This is a genomic window from Bradyrhizobium sp. USDA 10063 (genome assembly GCF_054063735.1).
In genome coordinates, this window is sequence record NZ_JBSSGP010000001.1 from 50,590 (window position 1) to 75,690 (window position 25,101).

Below are 25,101 nucleotides of genomic sequence, written 5' to 3' on the forward strand. Positions count from 1 at the left end.
GGCACGACTTCGATTCAAGACTACGATGAGTCGCAAGCCCGCAACGCACGAGCTGGAAGCCCTGATCGCGGCGAGCGCGGCCGAGATCGCTGCGCTGAGGGCCGACAACGAGAAACTCGCGCAACGCGTCCTGCATCTTGAGGAGCAGTTGCGTCTGGAGCGCCTGCACCGCTATGCACCGAAGAGCGAAAAGCTCACGGAGCGCATCTTCAACGAAGCCGAGCAGGCCGCCGCTGAAAGCCGGGACGACGCCGATGTCGAGGCGGTCGCCGTGCCGGACACGGGATTGCCGGAGGCTTTAATGCCGGCGCCGAAGAAACGCGGCCGCAAGCCGCTGCCTGAAGATCTGCCGCGCCAGCGCGTCGAACATGATCTGGGTGAGGATCAGAAGGACTGTCCGTGCTGCGGCCATATGATGCATCGGATGGGCGAGACCGTCACCGAGCAGTTGCACATCGAGGTGAAGGCGTCGGTCCTGCAACATGTGCGGTTCAAATATGCCTGCCGCCACTGCGAGCGCACCGCGCTGAACACCCCAATTGTGACCGCGCCGATGCCGGCGCAGCCGTTGCCGGGCAGCGTCGCCACACCATCGACGCTGGCGCTCGTGCTCGCCAGCAAATACGTCGACGGCACGCCGCTGTATCGTGTGGCGGACGCGCTGGGGCGCGCCAACGTCAGCATCAGCCGCGGGACGCTGGGCAACTGGGTGATCCGGTCGAGCGAGTTGCAGCTGCAGCGGGTCTATGACGCGCTACAGCAAGAGCTCAGGGCGCAGCCCCTGGTCCACGGTGACGAAACCTGGGTCCAGGTTCTGAAAGAGGAGGGCCGGGACGCACAGGCCAAATCCTTCATGTGGGCCTATCGCAGCGGCCAGGACTGCGCGCAGCCGGTCGTGCTGTTCGACTACCAGCCCGGTCGCGGCCAGGAACATCCGCAGGCCTTCCTGGCCGGCTATAGCGGCTTGTTGATGAGCTACGGCTACGACGCCTGGTGCACGCTGACAGGCGCGACGCATCTCGGCTGTATGGCGCATGGGCGCAGGAAATTTACCGACGCGCTCAAGGCCAGGAAAAAGCCTGGCGGTCCGCCATTGCAGGCGGTCAAGTTCTTCGAGGCGTTGTATGAGGTCGAGAGGGTGGCGCGCCAGACCCCGCCCGAGGGCGAAACGCGCGTCGAATATACCTTGCGGCTGCGCCAGCAGCATAGCCTGCCGGTATTGGCCGCCTTCAGAACGTGGCTCGACGACCAGGCGCCGAAGGTCCTCCCCGAAAGCTTAACCGGCAAGGCGATCGCCTATGCGCGCAACCAATGGGACTATCTGACCCGCTACACCAGTGACGGTCTCGCCCCGATCGATAACAATGTTCTCGAGCGCGACATCAGGCCGTTTGTCACCGGAAGAAAAAGTTGGCTGTTCAGCGACACCGTTGCCGGCGCCAGGGCAAGCGCCGTGATCTACAGTTTGGTGCTGACATGCCGGGCTTGCGGCGTCGATCCCTATGCATGGCTACGTCACGCGCTCACTGAATTGCCCCAGCGTGCGCCCGATGCCGATATCGAAGATCTGTTGCCGTTCAACTGCACCGCTCAAAAACACCTGCCAGCTGAGAACAGCGGCTGACGGTCGAACGCTCAGGATCAATCAAGCCGTTCCGATGATCCCGCTGGGGCGCGGCGTCACACGACACCGCGACCACCCCCCGCGCGCCGTGCGGAAAAATAAGCGCTTACAAATATCCGCTCGACAAGCATCTCTATGCCCAGCGCCATCTCGTGGAATGCTGCTTCTCAAAGCTCAAGCAATTCCGCCGTGTCGCAACCCGCTTCGAAAAGACCGCTCGAAATTATCGGGCGGTCGTCACCCTCGCAGCCATCATTCTCTGGCTGCGGTAAGTGTCCACACCACCTAGCATTACAGTTGCAATTTTTTGCTGAGATGGGCTTTGCGCGCGTTGGCCTGATGAGCCCTACGCCAGGACGACCATGCGAGGATGTGGGCGTGGGGGATGCGCCGCTGGGTTAGCTTCATGGCGATGCGCCGGATTTCTTGGATTGACCAGCGGATCAAGAACGATGCTTCGGTCGAGGCCGCTGTCGCGTTTTTTGAGCAATGGCCCGGTGTTGGCCCGATGACGGATGACGGCCATCATGGCGAAGGCAAGCATGACGAGTGAGACATGGCGATGCCAGCCATGCCAGGAGCGGGTTTCGTTGTGATCAAGGCCGAGCTCGTTCTTAGCGGTTTCGAAGCTGTCCTCGATAGCCCAGCGATGACCTTCCACCGACACCAGCTTCTGCATAGACGTGCCCTTGGGGCACCATGTGGAGAAGAAGGCCAAGCTGCCGTCGGCAATGTTGCGGCGGATCAGAAGACCCCGCGTCCATTCCCCGGCAAGGTCGTCGTTGTATTCTCCAGCGTCGAGATCGGCCAGCTCAAGATAGGCCCAGTCGTGCCAGCGCGGACCTTTGGTCCCTTCGCCGGACGACAGGCGATGCCAGGCCGTCTTGGGAAGGCTCTGCGCGATCGCGGAGGCAGTGCCGGCGACAGGCTGCGGCTTGCCCCAAGAACGGAACACATGATTGGAAGCAACACCCAGAACATAGCCCTTGCCCGCCTTGCGCAGCAGGGTTTCGATCTCTCCGGTGCCATACACGCTGTCCGCCGCCACGAACGAGAACGGCACCTTTGCGGCGATCGCGCGAGCGATCATTCGACGCGCGATCTTGGGCTTCGTCGCAAACCCCACATCGCTCGGGACATGCGCTGCCTTCAGGCGAGCGGATACGTCCGTCCATTCCCTTGGCAGGTAGAGCGCCCGGTCGATGAAGGCATAGCCATGCCGCGACACATAGGAGGCGAACACTCCGATCTGGCAATTGGTGATCTTGCCCGCCGAGCCAGTGTACTGGCGTGCGACCCCGCACGAGGCCTTGCCCTGCTTCAAAAAGCCGGTCTCATCGATGACCAGGACCGCGTCCTCATCGCCAAGCGCTTCCAGTGCGTACTCACGCACAATGTCGCGTAGTGCGTCGGCATCCCACCGCCCCCGGCCCAGGATCGCCTGCTGGCGCCACGGGCCTGGATCGCCGGCCGCTTCCGCCCGCATCCAACCCGTCTTGCGCGGCTCGTTGCCCAACAGTCCGTCGAGAAACTGCCACGCCGAGGCCGCGACCCGCTCCTGCGTAAACAGCGGACGGATGCGTTGCTTGGCATCTCGCAACGATGAAGCCCACAGCGCCAGCGTATTCTCAACCGACGCGCCACCAATCATCAGATCCCGAATCATGGTCACCCATGGATTCAGAACCCTCAAGACAATGCAACTGTAATGCTAGGCCTCGGTCGATCGGGCTCCAAACGCCTGCGCTGCCTAGCTTTGCACTTCTGGATCTGAAATGCGGGTTAGCATCCTCACGGGCGGTCCCGCCCGCTTGAAGATCGGCTCCCAAAACGCATAAGCGTTCTCGACGAAACTCGCGGTTACGGTGAACTTCGTGAGCGCCGCCCGATATGCGGCCTGTCGCCGGCAGCCCTGTCCCTCGACAAGGTGCCAGATGAATTGAGCGACCTGGCGCGTGTACGTGCTCGGACGACCTTGGTGGTTGGGTACGATCTCAAGCCGCATGGTCCCGGTGTCACGCGTTTCCGGTTCGGTGATATTGGCAAGCCACATGAAGATTGATGGATCAATGCTCGCGGGATAGCCGTCGCGCTTGAGCTGCTGATTGATGATAGAGAACGCGCTGGCTGCTTCTCTGAAGCACTCGCTCAGGATGAAGTTCGCCTGATTCTCCAGCTTGCCGCTCCGAAGATCGTCGAGCAATCTGACCGCCTCGTCAGTGAGCCGCCGCATATATCGCGGTTGCAACTGCCCCGCGCTGTCGGCTGGTTCTTTCTGCATAATCAGTTCGGTTGCATCCGCGCGAAACCCCGTTGCGGCTTCTTTGAGAACGCTCAAAAAATTGCATTCAGGTCTGGAACCGTCGATGCTTTTCGACGCCGCTTCGCCTTCCACCAGTGTCTCTACGAGGCCCTTTGCATGGTCCAACGCAGCATTCAGGCTGGCTTTGATGTTTTCAGAAGCTCTGTTTTGAGGGTCCTCGGCAACCCTCACCATCATCTCGGTGGTAGTGTCGGAATCTAGGAGTTCGTCCTTGCGCGGCGCCACCACATTTCGAGATTCAAGCCCCGCAACGGGACTCGGAGCCGTCGCTTGCCTTGTAAAGATTGTTTGATCAGACGCATTCGCGCCTGTGTGCTTCGATCGCGGATTGGAAGCGGCAATCCCGCGGGACAACACAAACAGGCCATCGTCAACGGCTCGGCTCGCCGCCGCGGTAAGCTCCACGAGCGAGCGTCGCGCGCAGCGCGTCTGCCTAGTACGCGGCTTTTTCGTTTCTTGCGTGTGGCTCATGATCTGACGACCCCTCGACGAGCTTCTTCAAGATCCAGTGCCACAGCTCACGAACGTCCTCCGAGGCTCTTCCATCTTGTGCAAACTCCGTCACGCCCAATCCTGCCCCAAGCGCGTCCTGATGGTCATTGCGCTGTCCGATATAGGGAAGCGCGAGCACCCCGAGCGAATTGAGCGACGTTGCGGCTTCACTCACGCGGCAGCCCCGCGGTGGCGTCTGAGCGAGGACGAAAGCAAATCGGCGGTTGAGCCTACGAATAGCAATCAGCGTCGGTATCGCAGCTTCGATGTCGGCCGGACTCGGACGCACCGGGATCAGGCAAAGGTCGGCCCCCGCGATGGCGCGCATGGCCAGTGCATTGTTCGTGGCGGCGGTATCGATAACCGTAAGCCAGATCCCCTCGGCTTCAAGGCTGACGAGCGCCCCTTCTATTTCGGCCGTATTGGCGACCCGAACGACCCGGGGATCGGGATGGCCGCGCCGCACTTTCCATTTTGAAATCGTGCCTTGTGGATCCGCCTCGACAATTGCGACGCGCTCCCCGTTCCCCAACGCTGCGACTGCAATTCCAACCGCCAGCGTGCTCTTGCCGCTTCCGCCTTTTTGGGTCACCAGAGCAAGGACATACATCTTCTACGCGTCCCGGACAGCAACGACATGAAACGCACGAGTCGTCAACATCGAGCTTACCACTCCCGATCGTGGGTCGCATCAAGAAGCGAGCGTGGAAATCGCAACCAAATCGAGGCCCAGCCACTAACGATATACCGCGCAATACGTCAGCCGGTCCATTAGGGGCCGCGAGAATCACCACGACGTGGCTTCGTAAAATAGCCCATTATTCGGCGGTGTCACGTGGGCCGCCTCGCCATCCCGACCAGCGCCCGCGTCGAACGCCCGAACTACTTGATCGTTCACATAACACCTGGTAGGTCTACGCCAGACCCGTCACCGTTGATTGTTCTCGCGGCGCCTCCAAGACGATCTTAGCCTTCAGTGCTGCATCGATTTTTTGTCTCGTCTTTTCATGGTCCGCTCCGTTTATAGGAACGGAACGGCATCAGCACCGCCTAAGCCGCCGCTCCAAAATCCGGGGTCCATTTCACAGGTGAGCCCCTTCTACCTACAAGGATGGGTAGTTGCGCGTTGCGCTGAGCACGCTTACCTATCGCAGTCATGCTAGCACTACTTTGGCACTTTAGTCTTCGCGATATTTGCAAGGAGCAGGTCACAGTGAGGACATCGTCGGGGTGGAGGTCGTGTGAAGAGGTCGAGGATCGCTTGCCTGATGGCCGGCATGCTTGGTTGTGGTGGCGGTCCTGAGATTCTTTTTTTTCCGTCCCGCTGCTTTGAGGCGGCGGGATTGGAGGAAGGCGTAAGCGATCATCGTCATCAACGCATGTCGATGTAATCCCGTCCAGGATCTACCTTCGAAGTGGTCGAGCCCCAGCTCCTCCTTGAGCTGCTGGTGAGCCTGTTCACAGACCCACCTGGCCTTGATCGTGGCAGCAAGCGTCTTGATGGTGGCATCGGCCGGCAGGTTCGACACATAGTATTTTTGCTCCCCGGTCGACCGGCGCTCGCCGACGAGCCAGACCTCGTCGCCAGGCATGCACTGCATACGGTTATTGATCATCCGGCGCTTATGGCCATCCGCAACGCGGACACGGCGGGCCGTGAAGAGACATGTGAGCCGACCTTTGGTGCCCCGCCGCCAGCTGACCCTTTGCCATTTGCCTTCGGCCAACAACGCTTCAGCAGAGACCGGTGGCTGATCAGGGATGTGGTATTTGCGAGGCTTTCCGGTCTTCGCGATGGGGAAGATCAGGGCAACGTCGGCGGGATAGACGTTCTGGCGCCGCGACAGACCCACCGCCCACAGCAGACCGCGCTCGCTCAAAGCCTGACGGAAAGGCCCGCTGGAGCCGTACCCTGAATCGGCAAGCACACAGCCGAAACGCGCACCAGAGGCGATGACGCGGTCGATCTCCTTGATCGCAATCTCCGGCTTTGTCAGAGCAGTCTGTCTATCCTTCGGCACACCGGCCCGCGCCATGCGCTTAGGATCATCTGTCCAGCTCTCGGGCAGGAACAGCCTCAGGCCCACCATCACCGGCACCTCCCCCGACGCCAATGTTAGCGAGACTAGCGATTGACAGTTGGCAGTCTTTCCGAGCGACGAGGCATATTGTGGCGCGACGCCAATTGAGTGACGTCCCTTCTTGGGCAACGCCGTATCATCGATGACAAGAAAACCCGCATCATCGCCAACCAATCTGTCTGCCTCCTTCAGCAGGGCAGCCTCGAGTGGAGCACTGTCCCAAACTCCGGCAGCGACAAAATGATGGAGCTGATCGTAACCCACCCCGCTGGCGCGTGCCGCCATCGGTTGAACGCTCTTGCGGTCTCCTGGACCAATCAAACCCGCGACGTAGAGAGGGCACATCCGGGCCCGCGTCTTGTGCCTTAGCGCCGCGACAAACGGCGCAAGCCAGCGATCGAGATCGGCTTGCCAGTCCATGTCCATAGATCGGCCCTCCATAAGCCGACCCCTCATGAATCACGCAAACCCTCTCTTGGGAATCCCAAAAAACTCGTCGCCGCTAAAAATGTGCCTAAGTAGTGCTAGTGTTCTGACTCATTCATTTGCATCCCGCTTTTGCGATGGCGAGCGCGTTTTTGGCTCGGCGGTGAAACTGAAGCGCCGCCAAATTCGAGATTGGCGCGCAGTCATCTGACTCAAGAGAGTCAAGCGAACTGAGTATTCATAGCGGCATCGTCAACTTAATCGACCACCGAGCCGAAGGAGGCAATTCCCAAAGGTCGAGATTCGGCGGTAGCGCTTGTCATGGAGGTCTCGCGCCAAGTCGCAAAGGCTCGCTCACGCGAGGCACGACGGAAGTCGGCGGCGAGGATCCAGGATAGGGAATGTGGAGAAGATTCGCAACCTGATCATGACTGAGAGAAACCGTTCAGCCTGATGGGACGATTTGAAACGCGTCATGATCCGCTCGCGTCGCCGCGTCGGCTGATGAAAATGTTGAGAGCTTTGTGCTGGCGATGATCGACGTGAAAGCCCATCTTCGCCCTCGCAGCACCGTACGAACGGCATTTGTCCGTGATCATCACGCGCGGCGGCATGCCGGCGGATTTCAAGAGCTTCTTCATGAGCCGCTGTGCAGTGCGCGAATCTCTTCGGCGCTGGATCAAGACGTCGAGAACGAATCCATTCTGGTCGACAGCGCGCCAGAGCCAATGTTATTCGCCCGCGATCGAGATAACGACTTCGTCCAGATACCGTTGTCACCGCGAGCGGGAGCGCGCTGGCCGATCCGATCGGAGAACGGCTTGCCAGCATTTCCTCGACCATGCGCAAGCTTACGGGAAACCGGAAATGCTACCAAACGGCATAGCTGATCACTTCCGGCGGGAAGCGATGGCGGTGATAAGGAGGATCCTTGGCAGTCCGCACGTCGCTCGTATACCCCCTTGCGCCGCTCCAGTTCGTCGAACTTGACGGCACCCTCGGACCCCCTACCAGGACGAGGAGGCGACAGCATGCTTTGCGTGTAGCATAAATTCTTGCAATCTGCGTTGCCACAGCATAGGGAGCAAATAATGGCACTGAAAGATGTTATTGGCGAATATGCTTTTGTATCCAAGGTAGATGTATCAGACTTGGATGCCAGCGTGGCGTTCTATGGAAAGAAGCTCGGCTTAATTCCAGACGAAAAGTACCACACGTCGACATGGCGGCAATTCCGTGTGCTTCCACGTGTTGCCATCGGACTGAATGTGCACCCTACCGGAGTCGGAACAGGCGGTGCCGTGGCAACGCTTGTCGTCGATGACATCGAGCAGGCAAGTAACCGGTTGCAGAAGCAGGGCGTGGAGGTCAGTAAAATAGATGATGTGGGAGACGGCGTTCGGCTTGCCTTCTTCAAGGACCCCGACGGCAACTCCCTCGGTCTTCGTCAAAACTCTCCGCAGCATCCCAAGGCAGCTGACGTAGGCGGCGCGTAGTCCACCAGCTACCGGCTTGCGCCTCATGCGAGCCGGTAGCTGCTGACCCGCTGGCGGGTTGCCGCTTCGGAAAGTTGGGTGAACCCGGCCCGCCGCCGGCTCACTTACCCTTGCGCTTCGGCACTTCACAGAGGACCGCCGAGATAACTTGCTGTTGAATGGTTGCGCTGCCAGTCACTGCCGGCACGACACAGTGTCCGCCTCCACAAGCGACGAATGTGACTCCGCCATTCGGCGGGAGACGCACGTCGCCCGGCAAAGTGATCGCCAATACCTACCCAGACCTCCAAAGGGACCGCCAGTCTCTACAGACAAATTGGCATCCGTCTGATTCGCCACGGCATGCGGTTCTTGGACTAGTGGGCTTACCGCTACACCGCTAGCCGGTGCCTGACGGCTTACAAATTCTCGCCCATCTTACGTATGCGTCGCTTGTGCATAAGAATAGAGGTTCCGCATGCTCCCAATTTCGATACGACATCGCATAGAATGCGTTCGCTGTGGTTCTGGATTAGTCACCCTCGAGTGGCATGAACGCGTGAATGCGAATGAAGTTCAGAATCATTGGCATTGCTGGAACTGCAAACACCAGTTTGTCTCCATCATCACTTCTGACGAGAGGGTGCCTTCAGTCGATGAGATCACAAAACCATTCTTTACGAGCCTGCTCGTCTGATCAATGACGCCCGAGCAGGTCGACCTTATAAGGACATCATTTGACGCGATGTGGCCGATTCGTCGCGACCTCGCTGACCTGTGCTACAACAGGTTCATCGAACTAGCACCTGATGCAAGGAGCTTGTTCGGCGGCGATGCTGAGAAGCAGCGAATGAAGATGCTGGATATGATCACCGCTCTGGTCGCTTCGCTTGACGAAAGACCGATGTTCCAATCGCTGATCACGCTTTCCGGTCACAAGCACGCCAGACTTGGCGTTCAGCCATCGCACTTTGTCGCAATGGGCGAGGCGCTGATGTGGAGCTTTGAGCGCAAATTCGGCGCTTTCTTCACCCCCGAGTTGAGGGAATCCTGGCGGACGCTTTACGCCACCGCCCAGAATGAGATGCTGCGCGCAGCTGGCCGGCAGAGTACGTTTTGACAACGGCGGGCGAGGAGCCTAATTTTCGTGGATGACCACGTCGGACGCTCGTAAGACGCGTGTGGACGCGTACAACACTCAACGCCACATTAGACTAACAGCGCGCGTGCCTCGCGTCGCGCGCAGAGCGACACTCGCGGCCCGCCTTGGCGAGAACCAACCGGCGATCCGCTTTGCCGTCAGCGGAGAGCCCCGGCTCCTCCCTGTCGATCGTCCGGTCGATCATCGTGTCTTTGCTCGCGGATTTCGGGACAGAGGCTCCGGAACCAATCAGGCTGTGCGTGGCCTGTCTTCTTGCTAGACAACGTCAGGCGGGGAGTTGATCGCATCCGAGAGCTGGTCGCGGTTCAGCCGTTCATGCACTGCCCTACTGGCCTTGAAGACCGGAAAACGCTTTTTCTCAATTTGCACGTAGTCGCCTGTTTTTGGGTTACGGCCTTTGCGAGCCTGCCGGTACTTCGCCGAAAGTACTCCAAAGCCCCGCAGCTCAACGCGCTCGCCCCGCGCCAGCCCCTCGATGACCTCATCGAGAATGGCGTTCAGAATATTTTCGACGACGCGCTGACGAAGATGTGGGTGCCTGTCGGCGATATGTTGAACGAGCTCTGACCTGATCATCGACGCCGTTGTTACCATTGTTTGGGATGCAGCTATTTCCCCGAAAGCATCGGCGACTGTCAAGGTTATAGCGCGACAACCAGGATGAGAGCGGAGTCTCACCCTGATCGCCGCCGCGCACAAGGTAGCCTTCTGCTCACACTGGTGAGGTTATTTCATCGCGAAACGGAAGGTATCAGCTCGTGCCAGCGTGCTTCGCAGGTGGAACGCGAGACGGTCGGACCTGGCATGAGGCTCCCACATTGAGGCGTTCACTGCCCATTCGGAAAAGCAAGACTCGCTTCAATCGGCAGCACCAGTCGCACATCCTGTGATCATCCGCGTGTGTGGTGACACCATTGCTGCTCATCTTCAGCGACGACGCAACAATGGCGCGACCCGATCAACTACCAATTCTCGCAATTGATCTAGATGACAGAAACATGTCAGCGTCCACTGACGAATCTCGCTTGGTCAATCGCACGCGCAGGCACTCATCATGCACGAGAAATCACGCTCTGTTCTCGCCAAGCGGCCAGATCAATCCTCTGGCTCCTCATCTTCGCAAATGCTACGTGCCGAAGTCTGCTCCAGCAGCGAACTCTCCTTCCTCATGGAAGCTCATGACGGCCTCTCCGCCGCGATCGCCGAGCGCGTAGGATTCAAAGGTCTCTGGGCGTCGGGCCTTTCAATTGCCTGCTCTTTGGGTTACCGCGACGCCAGTGAAGCGTCATGGAGCCAACTCGTCGACGCAGTCGAGCGAATCGTGGACGCGACCGAACTGCCTATCCTGGTTGACGGCGACGGCGACGGCGGCTTCGGCAATTTCAACAATGCTCGTCTGCTGGCGCGCAAACTCCGTCAGCGTGGCGCAGCCGGTGTCGCGCTGGAGGACAGCTGCTTTCCGAAGACGAACTCGCTTATTGGCGAGCGACATCCCCTCGCCGATACCGACGAATTCTCCGGCCGTCTGCGGGCGGTTAAGGATGCGGTCGCGGAAGACCTTGTTCTTGTAGCCCGAATCGAAGCCCTGATCGGCGGCCATGGAATGGACGAAGCAGTGTTGCGCGCTCACGCTTACGCCGACGCAGGAGCCGATGCGATTCTCATTCACTCGCGAAGGACCGCCGCGGACGAGATCCTCGCGTTCGCAGGTGCCTGGCAGAACAGGCTACCGGTCGTGATCGTTCCAACCAAATACTATCGAACACCGGCTTCTGCGTATCGCAAGGCCCGTATCTCCACTGTGATCTGGGCTAATCACTCCATGCGAGCTGCAATAGCGGCAATACAGCAGGTCTGCCATCGCATCCTCACTGAAGAGACGACAATCAGCATTGAACCGAGCATTGCGACGCTCGACGAGGTGTTCAACCTCTTGAGGTACGATGAACTCGCCCGTGCGGAAGCGCGCTATCTTCGCCCTTCCTGATTGATGGCATGACGCCGCATTCGCGCCGCAACATACTCTTTCTCGACGGACCACCGCCATGCAACCAGCCGCCTTTGCATCACACTCAATTCCACTCATCAGCGGCGTTGTCACTGCTGAGAGTGGGTATGCGATCGACTGCCGAGATCACCCTTACGGGGACGATTTGTCCATTGCCGTGGTATCTCGGCGCGATCTCCCTATCTCAACGACCATCCAGTCACGGGCCAAGGATCGCGCCAAGGGTTGCACGCTCATTTCTCTCTGGAAGAAACACCAACGCGGACGATGAGCCGTCATTCCTGAGATGCGGGGGCCGTTTTCGAGAAGCCCGTAGATCCTACATCGCAGCAGACAACCGCGAGTGAAATTGTGGACGGGAGGAGAGCCTTGTAGTGGCGCAGCGGATAGTCTTGTTCGGGCTCCGTTGCTGCGAGAATCCTCAATCCTTGCGAAGCTCGGCGACTTGCGAGTCCCCCGTGAACAAGCCTCTAAACAGTTGAGCAGGAGTCTGTTTTTGGGATTTGAGGGCGTTTGAGATTGCAGGAACTTGAAGCTTGAGTGCTGCAAACCTTGCAAATTCGTTTTTATGGATTTCCCTTCGCTGCGGATCATGATTCTGTGTTGCATCGGAGGGGACGATGCGGCCGAAGAAGCATAAGACGACGGGATCGAACGATCTGTTCCGGGCACGGCTGGACCAGATCATCAACATGAAGCACGAACTGGTTCTGCTCGCCGGCAAGGTCGATTGGGACTGGATCGACGGCGAGATCGCGCCGCTCTATAGCGAGAACGGCAGGCCGAGGATCGAGACCCGCTTCATGATCGGGCTGCTGTTGCTCAAGCACATTTACGGGCTCTCCGATGAGGGGGTGTGCGAGCGCTGGGTGCACGATCCGTACTTCCAGTTCTTCACCGGCGAAGAGTTTTTCCGGCACGTTTTCCCGCACGAGCGCTCGGACCTCAGCCATTGGCGCAAGCGGCTCGGCGACAAGCTGGAGCGGTTGTTGGCCGAGAGCCTTCGGGTGGCACACGAAGCCGGTGCGTTGCGCAGCCAGGACCTCAAGCGGGTCACGGTCGACACGACCGTACAGCCGAAGGCCATCAGCTTCCCGACCGACGCCAAACTCCTGCATGCAGCGATCCGCGGGTTGAACCGCCTGGCGAGGAAGCACGGGGTCAGGCTGCGGCAATCCTATGCTCGCGTGGCCAAAGGCGCGGCGATGATGGCGGGCCGCTACGCTCATGCCAAACAATTCAACCGGCATCAGCGACAGTTGCGCATTCTGCGCAGCCGGCTGGGCCGGATCATCCGCGACATTCGCCGCAAGACCGAAGGCCAGGCTGCACTGGAGGAGGCATTCGCCCTGCCGCTGAGCCGAGCCACCCAGATCCGCTCGCAGCAGCAGCGCCAGCGCGGCTTCAAGCTTTATTCTTTCCACGCCCCGGAGGTCGAGTGCATCGGCAAGGGCAAGGCCGCCGCGCCCTATGAGTTCGGGGTGAAGGCATCCATCGTCACCAACAATCGCCGGGCGCCCGGTGGCCTGTTCGTGTTGCACGCCAGGTCGCTGCCCGACAATCCGTACGACGGTCACACGTTGCGGGACGTTATCGACCGCACCGAGACACTCACCGGCTGTGCGATCGAACGGGCTTATGTCGACAAGGGTTACCGCGGCCACGACGCACAAAATCCCCGTCGCGTCTTCATCTCCGGCCAGAAGCGCGGCGTCTTCGGCGTCATCAAGCGCGAGCTGCGCCGCCGCTCCGCCATCGAACCCATCATCGGACACCTGAAGACCGATGGTCACCTCGGCCGCTGCTGTCTCAAAGGTCGCGTCGGCGATGCGGCCAATGTCATCCTCTCAGCCGTCGGCCACAACTTCCGCCGCGTCCTCGCCTGGCTCAGAGAACTCTTGTGCCTCATCCTGGTCCAGCTATGGCGCACGTTCGTCCGTCCCGCCCAGCTCAATTCGCCTTCTTAACATGGCGTAATCGCGGCTGACGTCTTCTTGAGGACACGAGGGTCGGTAGGATCGGTCTCCGCAGATTATCGAAAGGGAGCAGCGCCATGAAGCAGTACGTTGGTTTGGACATCTCTATGGAAGAGACCAGCATTTGCGTCTTGGACAAGAACGGCGGCGTGACATTCGAAGGTAACGTGCCCACCAAGCCAGAGGCCATCGCAAAACTCTTGCGGCGGCATGCCGGCAATGCTGAGCGGATCGTTTTTGAAACGGGCTCGCTATCAAATTGGCTTTGGCACCAACTCAGGGCGCTGGGCTTTCCGGTCATTTGTCTTGATGCGCGTCATGCCAACGCAGCATTATCGATGCGCATCAACAAGTCGGATCAGAACGATGCCAGGGGGTTGGCCGAAATGGCCCGCATGGGATGGTACCGGGAAGCGGCCGTGAAGGGGGAGGAGAGCTGGAAAACCCGTTCGATGCTGGCGGCTCGAACCAAGCTCGTGAACCTGCGGCGAGATATTGACAACCAAATGCGCGGTCTGTGCAAGGGGCTGGGAATAGTGCTCGGCAGGGCCGGCTCGACCAACCTGGCTCGCAAAGTCGACGCCGTGCTTGCTGAAGCGCCGGATTTGCAAGATATTTTCGCACCGTTGCTCCTTGCCCAGTCCTGTTTGGCTGAGCAAATTGAGAAGTTCGATCGGCAACTCATGGCAGTGGCAAAAGGCGATCAAACTGTTCGGCGAATGATGACCGTTCCCGGTATCGGTCCCCTGACTGCCCTGTCCTTCGTCGTTACCATCGACGACCCCACTCGTTTCAAACATTCCGCCGATGTGGGCGCCTATCTAGGCCTGACACCAAGACGTTATCAATCCGGTGAGATGGATCGTACTGGCCGCATCTCCAAGCGCGGCAACCACCAGATGCGAACTTATCTGTTCGAGGCCGCGAATGTCCTGCTGACCGTTGTCAGGCGAGGCTCTGCGCTCAAGCGCTGGGGCTGCAAGCTGGCCAAACGCATCGGCGCCAAAAAGGCCAAGGTTGCCGTCGCTCGCAAAATGGCTGTCATCCTCCATGCCATCTGGACCGATGGCACCGAATTCCAGGCAGAGATGCGCACCGCATGAAGCAGTCTTAAACCAACCCAGATCCGCCTTCGGCGGAACAAGCGTCCCTGCCGGGACGAAGGTGTGGGCAATCCGAAGTCGTCCCTGCGGGCTTCACGCACCGCGCTCTTAACATCGGGATGCCACACCTCCTGAACGCCATCATGCGGCGCTCCTGCATCGAGACGACCGCGGAAAGAACCATGAACCCGGCAGCGGATCATTTTTGTCGATCGGGGTTGACACCGTGCCCGCGATTAAAGAACGGTCGACTAGTCCCCACTTTCCCTGGGAAGTTCGCGGTAGGGACGCTCATTACTGAGCGCCCCCCGCACAACACCGTACGTGCGGCTTTCCCGCATACGGCGTCCACCTTGGGTGAGTGACGGCAAATCGCTGATTGGGCCAGGGGTGAAGGATCCGAGGTTGTGGGAGGTAGTCGTCAGCAAGCTTCAGTATCCGCTCCCCGCTCGTGTGGTCCTTCTGACCGCGTCGCCGTAGCGTTCGCAGCCAAAGGTCCCTGATATGGGAGCGGAACCTCAGCAGAGCTCGAAAATTTGTCGGCACTGCATGGTAGGCAAAGAAGCCCGTGGTGACCTGCTTGAGCCACTTCCCCTGTTCGGGGATCGGCCTGTGCATACGCCGTCGCAATTCTCCTTTGACCTCCTTGAGTTTCGCCTTCATGCGATCGCGTTGGGTCTTCCGATGGATCAGGAATGTTCCTCGGCGCGACTTGCCGCAGATCAGCGTGAAGCCCAAGAAGCTGAAGGTCTCCGGTTTGCCAAGCCCGCGCTGCTTTCGCTTGGTCGCCGCATGGCGGCCAAACTCAATCAGTCGGGTCTTGTCCGGGATGCAGCGACAGCGAGAACTCCTGCAACCGCTCGCGCATGGCTTCCCAGAAGCGGCGGGCGTCACTCTCATGCTCAAAGCCCACGACCAGATCGTCGGCATATCGCACTATGATCATGTCGCCCGTGGCCTCGCGCCGTCGCCAGCGCTCGGCCCAGAGATCGAAGGTGTAGTGTAGGTAGACGTTAGCGAGGAGCGGTGAGATCACCGAACCCTGCCCAGTTCCCCTATCACTGACAGTCACCCTCTTCAAGGACGCCCGCCTTGAGCCATTTCTGAATCAGACGGATCATCCGCGAGTCCTTGATCCGATGCTCCACGAAACGGACCAGCCATTCCCAGCTGACCGAATCGAAAAAGCTTCGGATGTCGGCATCGAATATCCAGTTCACCTTTGTGCTGCCGATTCCGACAATGAGCGCATCCAGCGCATCATGCGTGCCGCGCCCAGGCCGAAACCCATACGAGAAGCCGAGGAAATCTTCCTCATAGATCGCGTTCAGCACTGCGAGCGCTGCTCGTTGGACGACTTTGTCCTCCAGAGCGGCGACCGCGAGGGGGCGCTGCCGCCCGTCCGGCTTAGGTATGTATACTCGCCGCGACGGCAGTGCCCGATACGCTCCCCGATGGAGCCGAGCATGTAAGTCCTCGAGATTGCGCTCGAAGGCTGTCTCGTACTCCTGCCACGTCAACCCGTCCACTCCAGGTGCGGCATTCTGCTTAAGTTCGTAGAACGCCTCTTCGAGCAGCTCGACCCTGATGTGGTGGAAGAGCGAGGTGAACTTCTCCTTCTTCCTTTCCCTTGCGACTCGTCGTATGCGGTCCAGCGCATTTGACACACTTTCCCGGTCCTGTGCCCGGCGTGCGTTTTGCTGGTCCGCATTCCCCTTGGTCCCCGCCCTTGGCTCTACCGGCTCCGCAGCCGGTCGCCCGGCCTTGTTCGTCGGCTTCACAGCTACTATGACGGGGGCAGACTTCCCACGTTCGTGCATCATCGACTACGGCTCCTCGCCTTCCCGATGCGGGCCGAGGTGGCTACGCCGCCCCGGTCAAACGCGGGATCTCCCAGGTTCCGTTGCGATCCTTTTGTGCGTGATGTGGCCTTCGACCCCGGCAGGGCGACAGCACCTCGCATAGCGGTGCCGCACATGTTGCCTTCGACCGACTCAACAGCCTCGACCCCTGCGTTGTTATCAGTTTCGTGGCTCAATCCCACACCCCACACAATTGCTGTGTACGCTTCGTACCCGCCGTCGCCGACGGCCACGCAACACTCACTACCGGGCGGCCTGCTACGGCCTTACCCGGACCGGTCTTGCACCGGCTGGATCGCACCAGCTTCTCCTGGCGCACTGAGTCATGATTCAAGGTCGGGATGATACCCGAAGCAAGAGAAGTCCACCTTTCGAGGAAAGATCGCAAGGTGCTTGAGGCATGCTGTCGCTCACCGGTGACGTTGCAGCGCGATTTGAAGCGGGCACGGATCGTTCTTTTGGCGGCTGCCGGTCGCAGCACCCGATCGATCGCCAAGGAGGTTGGGGTCCAGCCGCGGATTGTCAGCCTTTGGCGGCATCGCTATGCGGATCATGGTCTTGAAGGTCTGCAAAGCAAGCCCCTGCCAGGCAAGCAGCCGATCTATACGAAGGCCACCGACAAACGGATTTTGAAGTTGCTCGATAAGTCGCCTCCCGCGGGATACGCGCGCTGGACTGGGCCTCTGCTGGCTGGGGAGCTTGGCGATGTCGACGTGCAATATGTCTGGCGGTTCTTGCGCAGCAACAAGATCGATCTGGCGGCTCGCAAGTCCTGGTGCGAGAGCAACGACCCGCAGTTTACGGCCAAAGCCGCCGACGTGGTTGGCCTCTATGTCGCCCCGCCCAGGAAGGCCATCGTCCTATGCGTGGACGAAAAGCCCTCGATCCAGGCCTTGGAACGAGCGCAGGGCTATCTGAAACTGCCCAATGGCAGATCCCTGACCGGGCAAAGTCACGACTACAAGCGGCACGGCACGACCACGCTGTTTGCGGCGCTGGAAGTCGCCACCGGGAAGATCCTTGCGACGCATTCGAAACGACGTCGCCGGGTCGAGTTTCTCGATTTCATGAACAGCCTCACCGCGGCCTTTCCGGGCCGAAAGCTTCACGTCATCCTTGACAACCTCAACACCCACAAGAAGAACGAGGACTGGCTCAAGGCCCATCCCAACGTGCAATTCCATTTCACGCCGACAAGTGCGTCCTGGCTCAACCAGGTCGAGGTATGGTTCTCGATCTTGCAGGGGCAGTCGCTCAGCGGCACCTCCTTCACAAGCCTTAAGCAGCTTCAGGACCACATCGATGCCTACGTCAACGCGTACAACGACAAAGCTGAACCTTTCGTCTGGACCAAGAAAAAGGTCCGTCAACGCCGTTTCAAAGGTCGCCGTATCACTCAGCTCTGATTCCGGGTACTAGCACTACTTAGGCACATTTTTAGCGGCGACGAGTTTTTTGGGATTCCCAAGAGAGGGTTTGCGTGATTCATGAGGGGTCGGCTTATGGAGGGCCGATCTATGGACATGGACTGGCAAGCCGATCTCGATCGCTGGCTTGCGCCGTTTGTCGCGGCGCTAAGGCACAAGACGCGGGCCCGGATGTGCCCTCTCTACGTCGCGGGTTTGATTGGTCCAGGAGACCGCAAGAGCGTTCAACCGATGGCGGCACGCGCCAGCGGGGTGGGTTACGATCAGCTCCATCATTTTGTCGCTGCCGGAGTTTGGGACAGTGCTCCACTCGAGGCTGCCCTGCTGAAGGAGGCAGACAGATTGGTTGGCGATGATGCGGGTTTTCTTGTCATCGATGATACGGCGTTGCCCAAGAAGGGACGTCACTCAATTGGCGTCGCGCCACAATATGCCTCGTCGCTCGGAAAGACTGCCAACTGTCAATCGCTAGAGCGTTTTCCACATGATGTGGATCATTTGGTGTATCCGGCATGTCTAAAGTAATTGGCGCACATCTGCGGCGCAAACGACCTGACGAGCTTGCCGATGAGTTTGAGCAGGGTGTCGACCGTGCGGGCGGCGCCTTTGCGCAGCGCTGCCTTCAACCGGGAGAATGCCTGTTCGATTGGATTGAGGTCGGGCGAGTAGGCCGGCAGATAGCGCACGCGGGCGCCGAGAGCCTCGATCGCCTCGCGGACGCCGACGATCTTGTGAGTGCGCAAGTTGTCCATGAAGACGATGTCGCCCTTGCGCAAGGTCGGCGCCAGAACCTGCTCGACATAAGCCAGGAACGACGGCCCATCCATCGCACCGTCGATGACATAGGGCGCCGTGAGGCCGTCGATGCGCAGCGCGGCAACAAGCGTCAGTGCCTTCCAGTGACCGTGGGGTACGTCAGAGACGAGGCGCTTACCGCGAGGAGAACGCCCATAGTGCCGGACCATCTTCGTCGTGACCGCGGTCTCATCGATAAAGACGAGGCGCGGCGTACGCAGCTTGGGCTGCTCAGCTTTCAGCGCAGCGCGCTCGGCAGCAACGTCAGGCCGATCCTGCTCGGCGGCGTGCAATGTTTTTTTTGAAGGTGATGCCGTGACGGTCGAAGAAGCGCCAAATCGAACCGATGCCGGCCTTTTGCCTTCTCTGGGAGCGCAGACGCACACGGATCTCCTCGAGCGTCAGGTCCGGCTCCGTGGCGATCAACTCGGTCAGCCACTGCTTGTGCTGCTCCAACGGCGAGCGGCTGTGCCCGGCGCCGGGCTTGGCCTCGACATTTCCGGTCTTCCTCCAGCGATCCATCCATCGGATCGTCGTCGAAGCGCCGAGGTTGAGAATGCGCGCCGCCTCGCGGGCGCTTTCGCCGGACTCGATAAGCTCAACCGCACGCACCCTGAGGTCATTGGAGTATCCCTTCGCCATCGTATGACCCCGCATGTTGCCGCAGGTGACACCGAATCTGATTTGCAAGTCCAAGGGAATCCCCTGTGACGCTCTGATTCACATCAACTGGAAACCGCTCTAGTCTCGCTAACATTGGCGTCGGGGGAGGTGCCGGTGATGGTGGGCCTGAGGCTGTTCCTGCCCGAGAGCTGGACAGATGATCCTAAGCGCATGGCGCGGGCCGGTGTGCCGAAGGATAGACAGACTGCTCTGACAAAGCCGGAGATTGCGATCAAGGAGATCGACCGCGTCATCGCCTCTGGTGCGCGTTTCGGCTGTGTGCTTGCCGATTCAGGGTACGGCTCCAGCGGGCCTTTCCGTCAGGCTTTGAGCGAGCGCGGTCTGCTGTGGGCGGTGGGTCTGTCGCGGCGCCAGAACGTCTATCCCGCCGACGTTGCCCTGATCTTCCCCATCGCGAAGACCGGAAAGCCTCGCAAATACCACATCCCTGATCGTAAGCGCTTTTTTCTACGCACCTGTGCAATTGAGAACCCGGATGGGATGAGGTGTCCACCATGAACAAGGTGGACACCATCGATGATCACTGCAGAAGAACCTTTTAAGCTTGAGACGCTCGGCATGTTGCGGAATGGCCGGCGTCGCTATGATCCAGCGAGCAAACAGCGGCTGGTCGAGGCCTGTCTGCAGCCTGGCGTGTCGCTGGCGGGGCTGGCGTTGCAACACGGCGTGAACGCGAACCTGCTGCGGAAGTGGGTTGCCAAGCGACAACTTCAGAACGGGAATGGCCAGCCGGAGGCGCGGGCGGCGATTGCGCCGGCGTTTATTCCGGTGAGCGCGCCGTCGCGGTCGCCAACCCGATCTGCCGGCGCTATCGCCCTTTGCGCTACGGAGCGATCCTCTGCTGGGCGGCTGACGGCATCGATGCCCAACGGCGTGACGCTTTCGCTGGAAGGCGGCGACGCGCAGTTGTTGTCGGCGGTGATTGAAGCGCTGGGGCGTTGCGATGTTCCGGCTGGCGTCTGATCTTCGAGTCTACCTTCACCGCGCGCCGATTGACTTCCGGGCGGGGATCAACAGCCTGGCGATCGTGGTCGAGCAGTCGATGGGGCTGGATCCGTTCCAGCGCGCCGTGTTCGCGTTCTGCAATCGCCGTCGCGACCGGGTCAAGCTGCTGATTTATGATCGGTCGGGATTTTGGATGCTGCTGAAGCGGCTGGAGGCGGACCGATTCCACTGGCCCCGAAGCCAGGAGGCGGTGCTGACGCTGACGACGGAGGAGCTGCACTGGCTGCTTGACGGCATCGACATCGCGGCGGTGCGGCGCCATCCGGTGCGGCAATATCAGAGCGTGGGCTGACAGTGTTCGATGCGCGCGGCGTCATCGGCGCGATCGGATGACGCCGCCAACTACATGGAACCCGGTTGACGCGGCGGCATGACTTCGATTCAAGACTACGATGAGTCGCAAGCCCACGACGCACGAGCTGGAAGCCCTGATCGCGGCGCACGCGGCCGAGATCGCGGCGCTGAAGGCGGAGAACGAGAAACTCGCGCAACGCGTCCTGCATCTTGAGGAGCAGTTGCGCCTGGAGCGCTTGCACCGCTACGCGCCGAAGAGCGAAAAGCTCAAGGAGCGCATCTTCAACGAAGCCGAGCAGGCCGCCGCTGAAAGCCGGGACGACGGCGATGTCGAGGCGGTCGCCGTGCCGGACACGGGATTGCCGGAGGCTCCAAAGCCGGCGCCGAAGACACGCGGCCGCAAGCCGCTGCCTGACGATCTGCCGCGCCAACGCGTCGAATATGATCTGGGTGAGGATCAAAAGAACTGTCCGTGCTGCCAAAATCGGATGCATCGGATGGGCGAGACCGTCACCGAGCAGTTGCACGTCGAGGTGAAGGCGTCGGTGCTGCAACATGTGCGGTTCAAATATGCCTGCCGTCACTGCGAGCGCACCGCGCTGAACACCCCGATTGTGACCGCGCCGATGCCGGCGCAGCCGCTGCCGGGTAGCGTCGCCACGCCATCGACGCTGGCGCTGGTGCTCGCCAACAAATACGTCGACGGCACGCCGCTGTACCGTGTGGCGGACGCGCTGGGGCGCGCCGACGTCAGCATCGGCCGCGGGACGCTGGGCAGCTGGGTGATCCGGGCGAGCGAGTTGCATCTGCATCGGGTCTATGACGCGCTACAGCAAAAGCTCAGGGCACAGCCCCTGGTCCACGGTGACGAAACCTGGGTCCAGGTTCTGAAAGAGGAAGGCCGGGACGCGCAGGCCAAATCCTTCATGTGGGCCTACCGCAGCGGCCAGGACTGCGCGCAGCCGGTCGTGCTGTTCGATTACCAGCCCGGTCGCGGTCAGGAGTATCCGCAGGCGTTCCTGGCCGGCCATCGCGGCTTGTTGATGAGCGATGGCTATGACGCCTGGCGCACACTGACAGGCGCGACCCATCTCGGCTGTATGGCGCATGCGCGCAGGAAATTTACCGATGCGCTCAAGGCCAGGAAGACGCCCGGCGGTCCGCCATTGCAAGCGCTCAAGTTCTTCGAGGCGTTGTATGAGGTCGAGAGGGTGGCGCGCCTGACGCCGCCCGACGGCGAAACGCGCGCCGCATACACCTTGCGGCTGCGCCAGCAGCATAGCCTGCCGGTATTGGCCGCCTTCAAGACGTGGCTCGACGACCAGGCGCCGAAGGTCCTGCCCGAAAGCTTGACCGGCAAGGCGATCGCCTATGCGCGCAACCAATGGGACTATCTGACCCGCTACACCAGTGACGGTCTTGCCCCGATCGACAACAATGTTCTGGAGCGCGACATCAGGCCGTTTTGCACCGGAAGAAAAAGTTGGCTGTTCAGCGACACCGTTGCCGGCGCCAAGGCAAGCGCCGTGATCTACAGTTTGGTGCTGACATGCCGGGCATGCGACGTCGATCCCTATGCATGGCTACGTCACGCGCTCACTGAATTGCCTCAGCGTGCGCCCGACGCCGATATCGAAGATCTGTTGCCGTTCAACTGCACCGCTCAAAAACACCTGCCAGCTGCGAACAACGGCTGACGTTCGAACGCTCAGGTCAACCAAGCCGTTCCGATGATCCCGCCGCGGCCCGGCGTCACACCACGCCGCGGCCACCTGCGCGCAGCCTGTGCAGTAAAATGCGCGCTTACCCCTGATCAGCCACCGGTCTCTGCTGAAGCGTTGTTGGCCGAAGGCAAATGGCAAAGGGTCAGCTGGCGGCGGGGCACCAAAGGTCGGCTCACATGTCTCTTCACGGCCCGCCGTGTCCGCGTTGCGGATGGCCATAAGCGCCGGATGATCAATAACCGTATGCAGTGCATGCCTGGCGACGAGGTCTGGCTCGTCGGCGAGCGCCGGTCGACCGGGGAGCAAAAATACTATGTGTCGAACCTGCCGGCCGATGCCACCATCAAGACGCTTGCTGCCACGATCAAGGCCAGGTGGGTCTGTGAACAGGCTCACCAGCAGCTCAAGGAGGAGCTGGGGCTCGACCACTTCGAAGGTAGATCCTGGACGGGATTACATCGACATGCGTTGATGACGATGATCGCTTACGCCTTCCTCCAATCCCGCCGCCTCAAAGCAGCGGGACGGAAAAAAAAGAATCTCAGGACCGCCACCACAACCAAGCATGCCGGCCATCAGGCAAGCGATCCTCGACCTCTTCACACGACCTCCACCCCGACGATGTCCTCACTGTGACCTGCTCCTTGCAAATATCGCGAAGACTAAAGTGCCAAAGTAGTGCTAGCTAGCTGTGCAGGTTGGCGGGCAGGGTGACGCACCCAACTACGAACAAAACCAGCGAGCTCACAATCGCGATGAGCCCGGCCCGCATATACAGAGTTGCCCGTGAACAAGCCTCTAAGCGATTGAGCGAGAGTCTGTTTTTTGGGCTTGAGGGCCGTTTGAGATTGCAGGGATTTGAGGCTTGAGCGCCGCAAACCTTGCAAATTCGTTTTGTGGATTCCCCTTCGCTGTGAACCGTGCTTGTGTGGCGCATCGAGGGGACGATGCGGCCAAAGAAGCACAAGACGACGGGATCGAACGATCTGTTCCGAGCACGGCTGGACCAGATCATCAACATGAAGCACGAGCTGGTTCTGCTCGCCGGCAAGATCGATTGGGACTGGATCGACGGCGAGATCGCGCCGCTCTACAGCGAGAACGGCCGGCCGGGGATCGAGACCCGCTTCATGATCGGGCTGTTGTTGCTCAAGCATATTTACGGACTGTCCGATGAGGGGGTGTGCGAGCGCTGGGTCCACGATCCGTACTTCCAGTTCTTCACCGGCGAAGAGTTTTTCCAGCACGTTTTCCCGCACGAGCGCTCAGACCTGAGCCATTGGCGCAAGCGGCTCGGCGACAGGCTTGAGCGGTTGCTGGCCGAGAGCCTTCGGGTGGCGCACGCGGCCGGTGCGTTGCGCAGCCAGGACCTCAAGCGGGTCACGGTCGACACGACCGTGCAGCCAAAGGCCATCAGCTTCCCGACCGATGCCAAACTGCTGCATGCAGCGATCCGCGGGTTGAACCGCCTGGCTAGGAAGTACGGGATCAGGCTGCGGCAATCCTATGCTCGCGTGGCCAAAAGCGCGGCGATGATGGCGGGCCGCTATGCCCATGCCAAACAATTCAACCGGCATCAGCGACAGCTGCGCATCCTGCGCAGCCGGCTGGGCCGGATCATCCGCGACATCCGTCGCAAGACCGAGAGCCAGCCTGCGCTGGAAGAGGCATTCGCCCTGCCGCTGAGCCGAGCCACCCAGATCCGCTCGCAGCAGCAGCGCCAGCGCGGCTTCAAGCTTTATTCTTTCCACGCCCCGGAGGTCGAGTGCATCGGCAAGGGCAAGGCCGCCGCGCCCTATGAGTTCGGGGTGAAGGCCTCCATCGTCACCAACACTCGCCGGGCTCCCGGTGGCCTGTTCGTGCTGCACGCCAAGTCCCTGCCCGACAACCCGTACGACGGTCATACCTTGCGGGACGTCCTTGACCGCACCGAGACACTCACCGGCTGTGCGATCGAGCGGGCCTACGTCGACAAAGGATACCGCGGCCACGACGCGCAAAATCCCCGCCGCGTCTTCATCTCCGGCCAGAAGCGCGGCGTCTTCGGCGTCATCATGCGTGTTTCGGCAATTTCCGGACAGCAATTTCGCTGATTCGCGGACAGCGATTTCAGTAATTCCGGGACAGGGATTCCGCTAAATCGCGGACAGTTGCGGGAGGTTGGTTTTCGGGAGCGCCGTTCAGGCAATGTTCTCTCTCAAGCTGAGTTTGAGAGGGGCAATGCCGAGACGGAAGCAAGCGAAACGAACCACAGTGAAGGACCTACGATCGATCCTGAGGCTGACGTACGAGCAGGACCTGTCGGTTCGGGAGATCTCGGAACGGCTGCAGATCAGCAAGAGTTCGGTTGCCACCTACCTGCTGCGAGCGCGTGAAGCGGGTTTGAGCTGGCCGCTGCCGCCGATTTACGAGAGCGAGGCAGCCTTGCAGCGAGCCTTGTTCCGGCGGGTCGGGCGCCCCCCGCAGGACTTGAGCGAGCCTGAGTGGCCACGGGTGGCGCAGGAGCTCAAGCGCAAGGGCGTGACGCTGACGCTGCTGTGGCAGGAATACCGGACGGCGCATCCCGACGGCTATGGTTACACGTGTTATGTTGCGGCCAGATTTATGTTGTCGCTGCTGGAGTGAGCCAAGGATTTCGCC

At 60.3% G+C, this 25,101-nt stretch carries 18 protein-coding genes and 7 pseudogenes; 16 read left to right on the top strand and 9 right to left on the bottom strand.

Features of this window, described 5'->3' with window-relative positions; genetic code table 11:
• The first annotated feature begins 25 nt into the window (after window positions 1-25).
• Complete coding sequence (tnpC, locus tag ACVJGD_RS00200; RefSeq protein ID WP_456632532.1) at window positions 26-1,624, top strand: IS66 family transposase; 1,599 nt, start codon at window positions 26-28, stop codon at window positions 1,622-1,624.
• A 101-nt stretch (window positions 1,625-1,725) separates the two neighbouring features.
• A pseudogene (locus ACVJGD_RS00205) lies at window positions 1,726-1,896 on the top strand (transposase); the annotation flags it as partial.
• Window positions 1,897-1,970: 74 nt separating this feature from the next.
• Here the strand turns inward: ACVJGD_RS00205 and ACVJGD_RS00210 are convergent.
• From ACVJGD_RS00210 to ACVJGD_RS00230, 5 genes and pseudogenes are all read right to left on the bottom strand, one after another.
• Window positions 1,971-3,272: an IS701 family transposase gene (locus tag ACVJGD_RS00210; RefSeq protein ID WP_456632767.1), complete on the bottom strand. Its 1,302-nt coding sequence runs from the start codon at window positions 3,270-3,272 to the stop codon at window positions 1,971-1,973.
• Between the two features lie 102 nt (window positions 3,273-3,374).
• On the bottom strand, window positions 3,375-4,418 hold the full coding sequence (locus ACVJGD_RS00215) for a hypothetical protein (protein ID WP_456632533.1): 1,044 nt from the start codon (window positions 4,416-4,418) through the stop codon (window positions 3,375-3,377).
• A complete protein-coding gene (locus ACVJGD_RS00220; protein WP_456632534.1) occupies window positions 4,381-5,049 on the bottom strand; it encodes an AAA family ATPase in 669 nt (222 codons plus the stop codon). Before ACVJGD_RS00220 ends, ACVJGD_RS00215 begins: the two co-directional genes overlap by 38 nt.
• A 598-nt stretch (window positions 5,050-5,647) precedes the next feature.
• The gene (locus tag ACVJGD_RS00225; protein ID WP_456632535.1) at window positions 5,648-6,961 is read right to left on the bottom strand and encodes an IS701 family transposase; all 1,314 of its coding nucleotides are present in this window, start codon (window positions 6,959-6,961) and stop codon (window positions 5,648-5,650) included.
• 242 nt (window positions 6,962-7,203) lie between these two features.
• Window positions 7,204-7,891, bottom strand: a pseudogene (locus ACVJGD_RS00230) (IS6 family transposase).
• A 146-nt stretch (window positions 7,892-8,037) separates the two neighbouring features.
• Here ACVJGD_RS00230 and ACVJGD_RS00235 point away from each other — a divergent pair.
• Both ACVJGD_RS00235 and ACVJGD_RS00240 read left to right on the top strand, forming a co-directional pair.
• On the top strand, window positions 8,038-8,442 hold the full coding sequence (locus tag ACVJGD_RS00235) for a VOC family protein (RefSeq protein WP_456632536.1): 405 nt from the start codon (window positions 8,038-8,040) through the stop codon (window positions 8,440-8,442).
• 679 nt (window positions 8,443-9,121) lie between these two features.
• Window positions 9,122-9,541, top strand: coding sequence for a globin domain-containing protein (locus ACVJGD_RS00240; RefSeq protein ID WP_209943960.1), 420 nt, complete (start codon window positions 9,122-9,124; stop codon window positions 9,539-9,541).
• Window positions 9,542-9,838: 297 nt separating this feature from the next.
• Here ACVJGD_RS00240 and ACVJGD_RS00245 read toward each other — a convergent pair whose 3' ends face one another.
• Window positions 9,839-10,177, bottom strand: a complete 339-nt coding sequence (locus ACVJGD_RS00245; RefSeq protein ID WP_456632768.1) for an HU family DNA-binding protein — start codon at window positions 10,175-10,177, stop codon at window positions 9,839-9,841.
• A gap of 529 nt (window positions 10,178-10,706) precedes the next feature.
• Between ACVJGD_RS00245 and aepX the strand changes: the two genes are divergently transcribed.
• From aepX to ACVJGD_RS00260, 3 genes are all read left to right on the top strand, one after another.
• Entirely contained in the window at window positions 10,707-11,570 is an 864-nt protein-coding gene (gene aepX / locus ACVJGD_RS00250) for a phosphoenolpyruvate mutase (protein WP_456632769.1), read from the top strand.
• Between the two features lie 641 nt (window positions 11,571-12,211).
• On the top strand, window positions 12,212-13,558 hold the full coding sequence (locus ACVJGD_RS00255; protein WP_456632537.1) for an IS5 family transposase: 1,347 nt from the start codon (window positions 12,212-12,214) through the stop codon (window positions 13,556-13,558).
• Window positions 13,559-13,644: 86 nt separating this feature from the next.
• The gene (locus tag ACVJGD_RS00260) at window positions 13,645-14,670 is read left to right on the top strand and encodes an IS110 family RNA-guided transposase (protein ID WP_456632538.1); all 1,026 of its coding nucleotides are present in this window, start codon (window positions 13,645-13,647) and stop codon (window positions 14,668-14,670) included.
• 805 nt (window positions 14,671-15,475) lie between these two features.
• On the opposite strand, the gene ACVJGD_RS00265 is transcribed toward ACVJGD_RS00260, so the two are convergent.
• Both ACVJGD_RS00265 and ACVJGD_RS00270 read right to left on the bottom strand, forming a co-directional pair.
• Window positions 15,476-15,706: a reverse transcriptase domain-containing protein gene (locus tag ACVJGD_RS00265; protein WP_456632539.1), complete on the bottom strand. Its 231-nt coding sequence runs from the start codon at window positions 15,704-15,706 to the stop codon at window positions 15,476-15,478.
• A gap of 22 nt (window positions 15,707-15,728) precedes the next feature.
• Window positions 15,729-16,493 carry a reverse transcriptase domain-containing protein gene (locus ACVJGD_RS00270; RefSeq protein WP_456632540.1) on the bottom strand — a complete coding sequence of 255 codons (765 nt, stop codon included), beginning with the start codon at window positions 16,491-16,493 and terminating at the stop codon, window positions 15,729-15,731.
• 380 nt (window positions 16,494-16,873) lie between these two features.
• On the opposite strand from ACVJGD_RS00270, the gene ACVJGD_RS00275 reads away from it, so the two are divergent.
• Both ACVJGD_RS00275 and ACVJGD_RS00280 read left to right on the top strand, forming a co-directional pair.
• Window positions 16,874-17,938, top strand: a complete 1,065-nt coding sequence (locus tag ACVJGD_RS00275) for an IS630 family transposase (protein WP_456632541.1) — start codon at window positions 16,874-16,876, stop codon at window positions 17,936-17,938.
• 74 nt (window positions 17,939-18,012) lie between these two features.
• Window positions 18,013-18,430: pseudogene (locus tag ACVJGD_RS00280) on the top strand (transposase); the annotation flags it as partial.
• A 23-nt stretch (window positions 18,431-18,453) separates the two neighbouring features.
• Here ACVJGD_RS00280 and ACVJGD_RS00285 read toward each other — a convergent pair.
• Window positions 18,454-19,396, bottom strand: a protein-coding gene (locus ACVJGD_RS00285) for an IS630 family transposase (RefSeq protein ID WP_456632516.1) whose coding sequence is annotated in 2 segments (ribosomal slippage) — window positions 18,454-19,056 and window positions 19,058-19,396 — 942 coding nt in all. Because the reading frame shifts where the segments join, the coding sequence is not laid out codon by codon here.
• A 99-nt stretch (window positions 19,397-19,495) separates the two neighbouring features.
• Here ACVJGD_RS00285 and ACVJGD_RS00290 point away from each other — a divergent pair.
• The 7 genes and pseudogenes from ACVJGD_RS00290 to ACVJGD_RS00320 form a co-directional block, all read left to right on the top strand.
• A pseudogene (locus ACVJGD_RS00290) lies at window positions 19,496-19,870 on the top strand (transposase); the annotation flags it as partial.
• 84 nt (window positions 19,871-19,954) lie between these two features.
• Window positions 19,955-20,401: an IS66-like element accessory protein TnpA gene (gene tnpA, locus ACVJGD_RS00295; protein ID WP_456632542.1), complete on the top strand. Its 447-nt coding sequence runs from the start codon at window positions 19,955-19,957 to the stop codon at window positions 20,399-20,401.
• The gene (tnpB, locus tag ACVJGD_RS00300) at window positions 20,382-20,735 is read left to right on the top strand and encodes an IS66 family insertion sequence element accessory protein TnpB (protein ID WP_259192484.1); all 354 of its coding nucleotides are present in this window, start codon (window positions 20,382-20,384) and stop codon (window positions 20,733-20,735) included. The genes tnpA and tnpB overlap by 20 nt, the downstream gene beginning before the upstream one ends.
• A 100-nt stretch (window positions 20,736-20,835) precedes the next feature.
• The gene (gene tnpC / locus ACVJGD_RS00305) at window positions 20,836-22,434 is read left to right on the top strand and encodes an IS66 family transposase (protein ID WP_456632543.1); all 1,599 of its coding nucleotides are present in this window, start codon (window positions 20,836-20,838) and stop codon (window positions 22,432-22,434) included.
• Window positions 22,435-22,545: 111 nt separating this feature from the next.
• A pseudogene (locus tag ACVJGD_RS00310) lies at window positions 22,546-23,097 on the top strand (transposase); the annotation flags it as partial.
• A 311-nt stretch (window positions 23,098-23,408) separates the two neighbouring features.
• Window positions 23,409-24,521, top strand: a pseudogene (locus ACVJGD_RS00315) (IS5 family transposase); the annotation flags it as partial.
• Between the two features lie 160 nt (window positions 24,522-24,681).
• Window positions 24,682-25,050: pseudogene (locus ACVJGD_RS00320) on the top strand (sigma factor-like helix-turn-helix DNA-binding protein); the annotation flags it as partial.
• Between the last annotated feature and the right edge of the window lie 51 nt (window positions 25,051-25,101).

What these genes read in the sequence shown, in the direction of transcription:
- ACVJGD_RS00220 (WP_456632534.1), bottom strand. Translation starts at nt 5,049, where the DNA reads ATGTATGTCCTTGCTCTGGTGACCCAAAAAGGCGGAAGCGGCAAGAGC.
- ACVJGD_RS00275 (WP_456632541.1), top strand. Translation starts at nt 16,874, where the DNA reads ATGATACCCGAAGCAAGAGAAGTCCACCTTTCGAGGAAAGATCGCAAG.
- ACVJGD_RS00270 (WP_456632540.1), bottom strand. Translation starts at nt 16,493, where the DNA reads ATGATGCACGAACGTGGGAAGTCTGCCCCCGTCATAGTAGCTGTGAAG.
- aepX (WP_456632769.1), top strand. Translation starts at nt 10,707, where the DNA reads ATGCTACGTGCCGAAGTCTGCTCCAGCAGCGAACTCTCCTTCCTCATG.
- tnpC (WP_456632532.1), top strand. Translation starts at nt 26, where the DNA reads ATGAGTCGCAAGCCCGCAACGCACGAGCTGGAAGCCCTGATCGCGGCG.
- ACVJGD_RS00225 (WP_456632535.1), bottom strand. Translation starts at nt 6,961, where the DNA reads ATGGAGGGCCGATCTATGGACATGGACTGGCAAGCCGATCTCGATCGC.
- tnpC (WP_456632543.1), top strand. Translation starts at nt 20,836, where the DNA reads ATGAGTCGCAAGCCCACGACGCACGAGCTGGAAGCCCTGATCGCGGCG.
- ACVJGD_RS00255 (WP_456632537.1), top strand. Translation starts at nt 12,212, where the DNA reads ATGCGGCCGAAGAAGCATAAGACGACGGGATCGAACGATCTGTTCCGG.
- ACVJGD_RS00260 (WP_456632538.1), top strand. Translation starts at nt 13,645, where the DNA reads ATGAAGCAGTACGTTGGTTTGGACATCTCTATGGAAGAGACCAGCATT.
- ACVJGD_RS00235 (WP_456632536.1), top strand. Translation starts at nt 8,038, where the DNA reads ATGGCACTGAAAGATGTTATTGGCGAATATGCTTTTGTATCCAAGGTA.
- tnpB (WP_259192484.1), top strand. Translation starts at nt 20,382, where the DNA reads ATGTTCCGGCTGGCGTCTGATCTTCGAGTCTACCTTCACCGCGCGCCG.
- ACVJGD_RS00215 (WP_456632533.1), bottom strand. Translation starts at nt 4,418, where the DNA reads ATGAGCCACACGCAAGAAACGAAAAAGCCGCGTACTAGGCAGACGCGC.
- tnpA (WP_456632542.1), top strand. Translation starts at nt 19,955, where the DNA reads ATGATCACTGCAGAAGAACCTTTTAAGCTTGAGACGCTCGGCATGTTG.
- ACVJGD_RS00240 (WP_209943960.1), top strand. Translation starts at nt 9,122, where the DNA reads ATGACGCCCGAGCAGGTCGACCTTATAAGGACATCATTTGACGCGATG.
- ACVJGD_RS00245 (WP_456632768.1), bottom strand. Translation starts at nt 10,177, where the DNA reads ATGGTAACAACGGCGTCGATGATCAGGTCAGAGCTCGTTCAACATATC.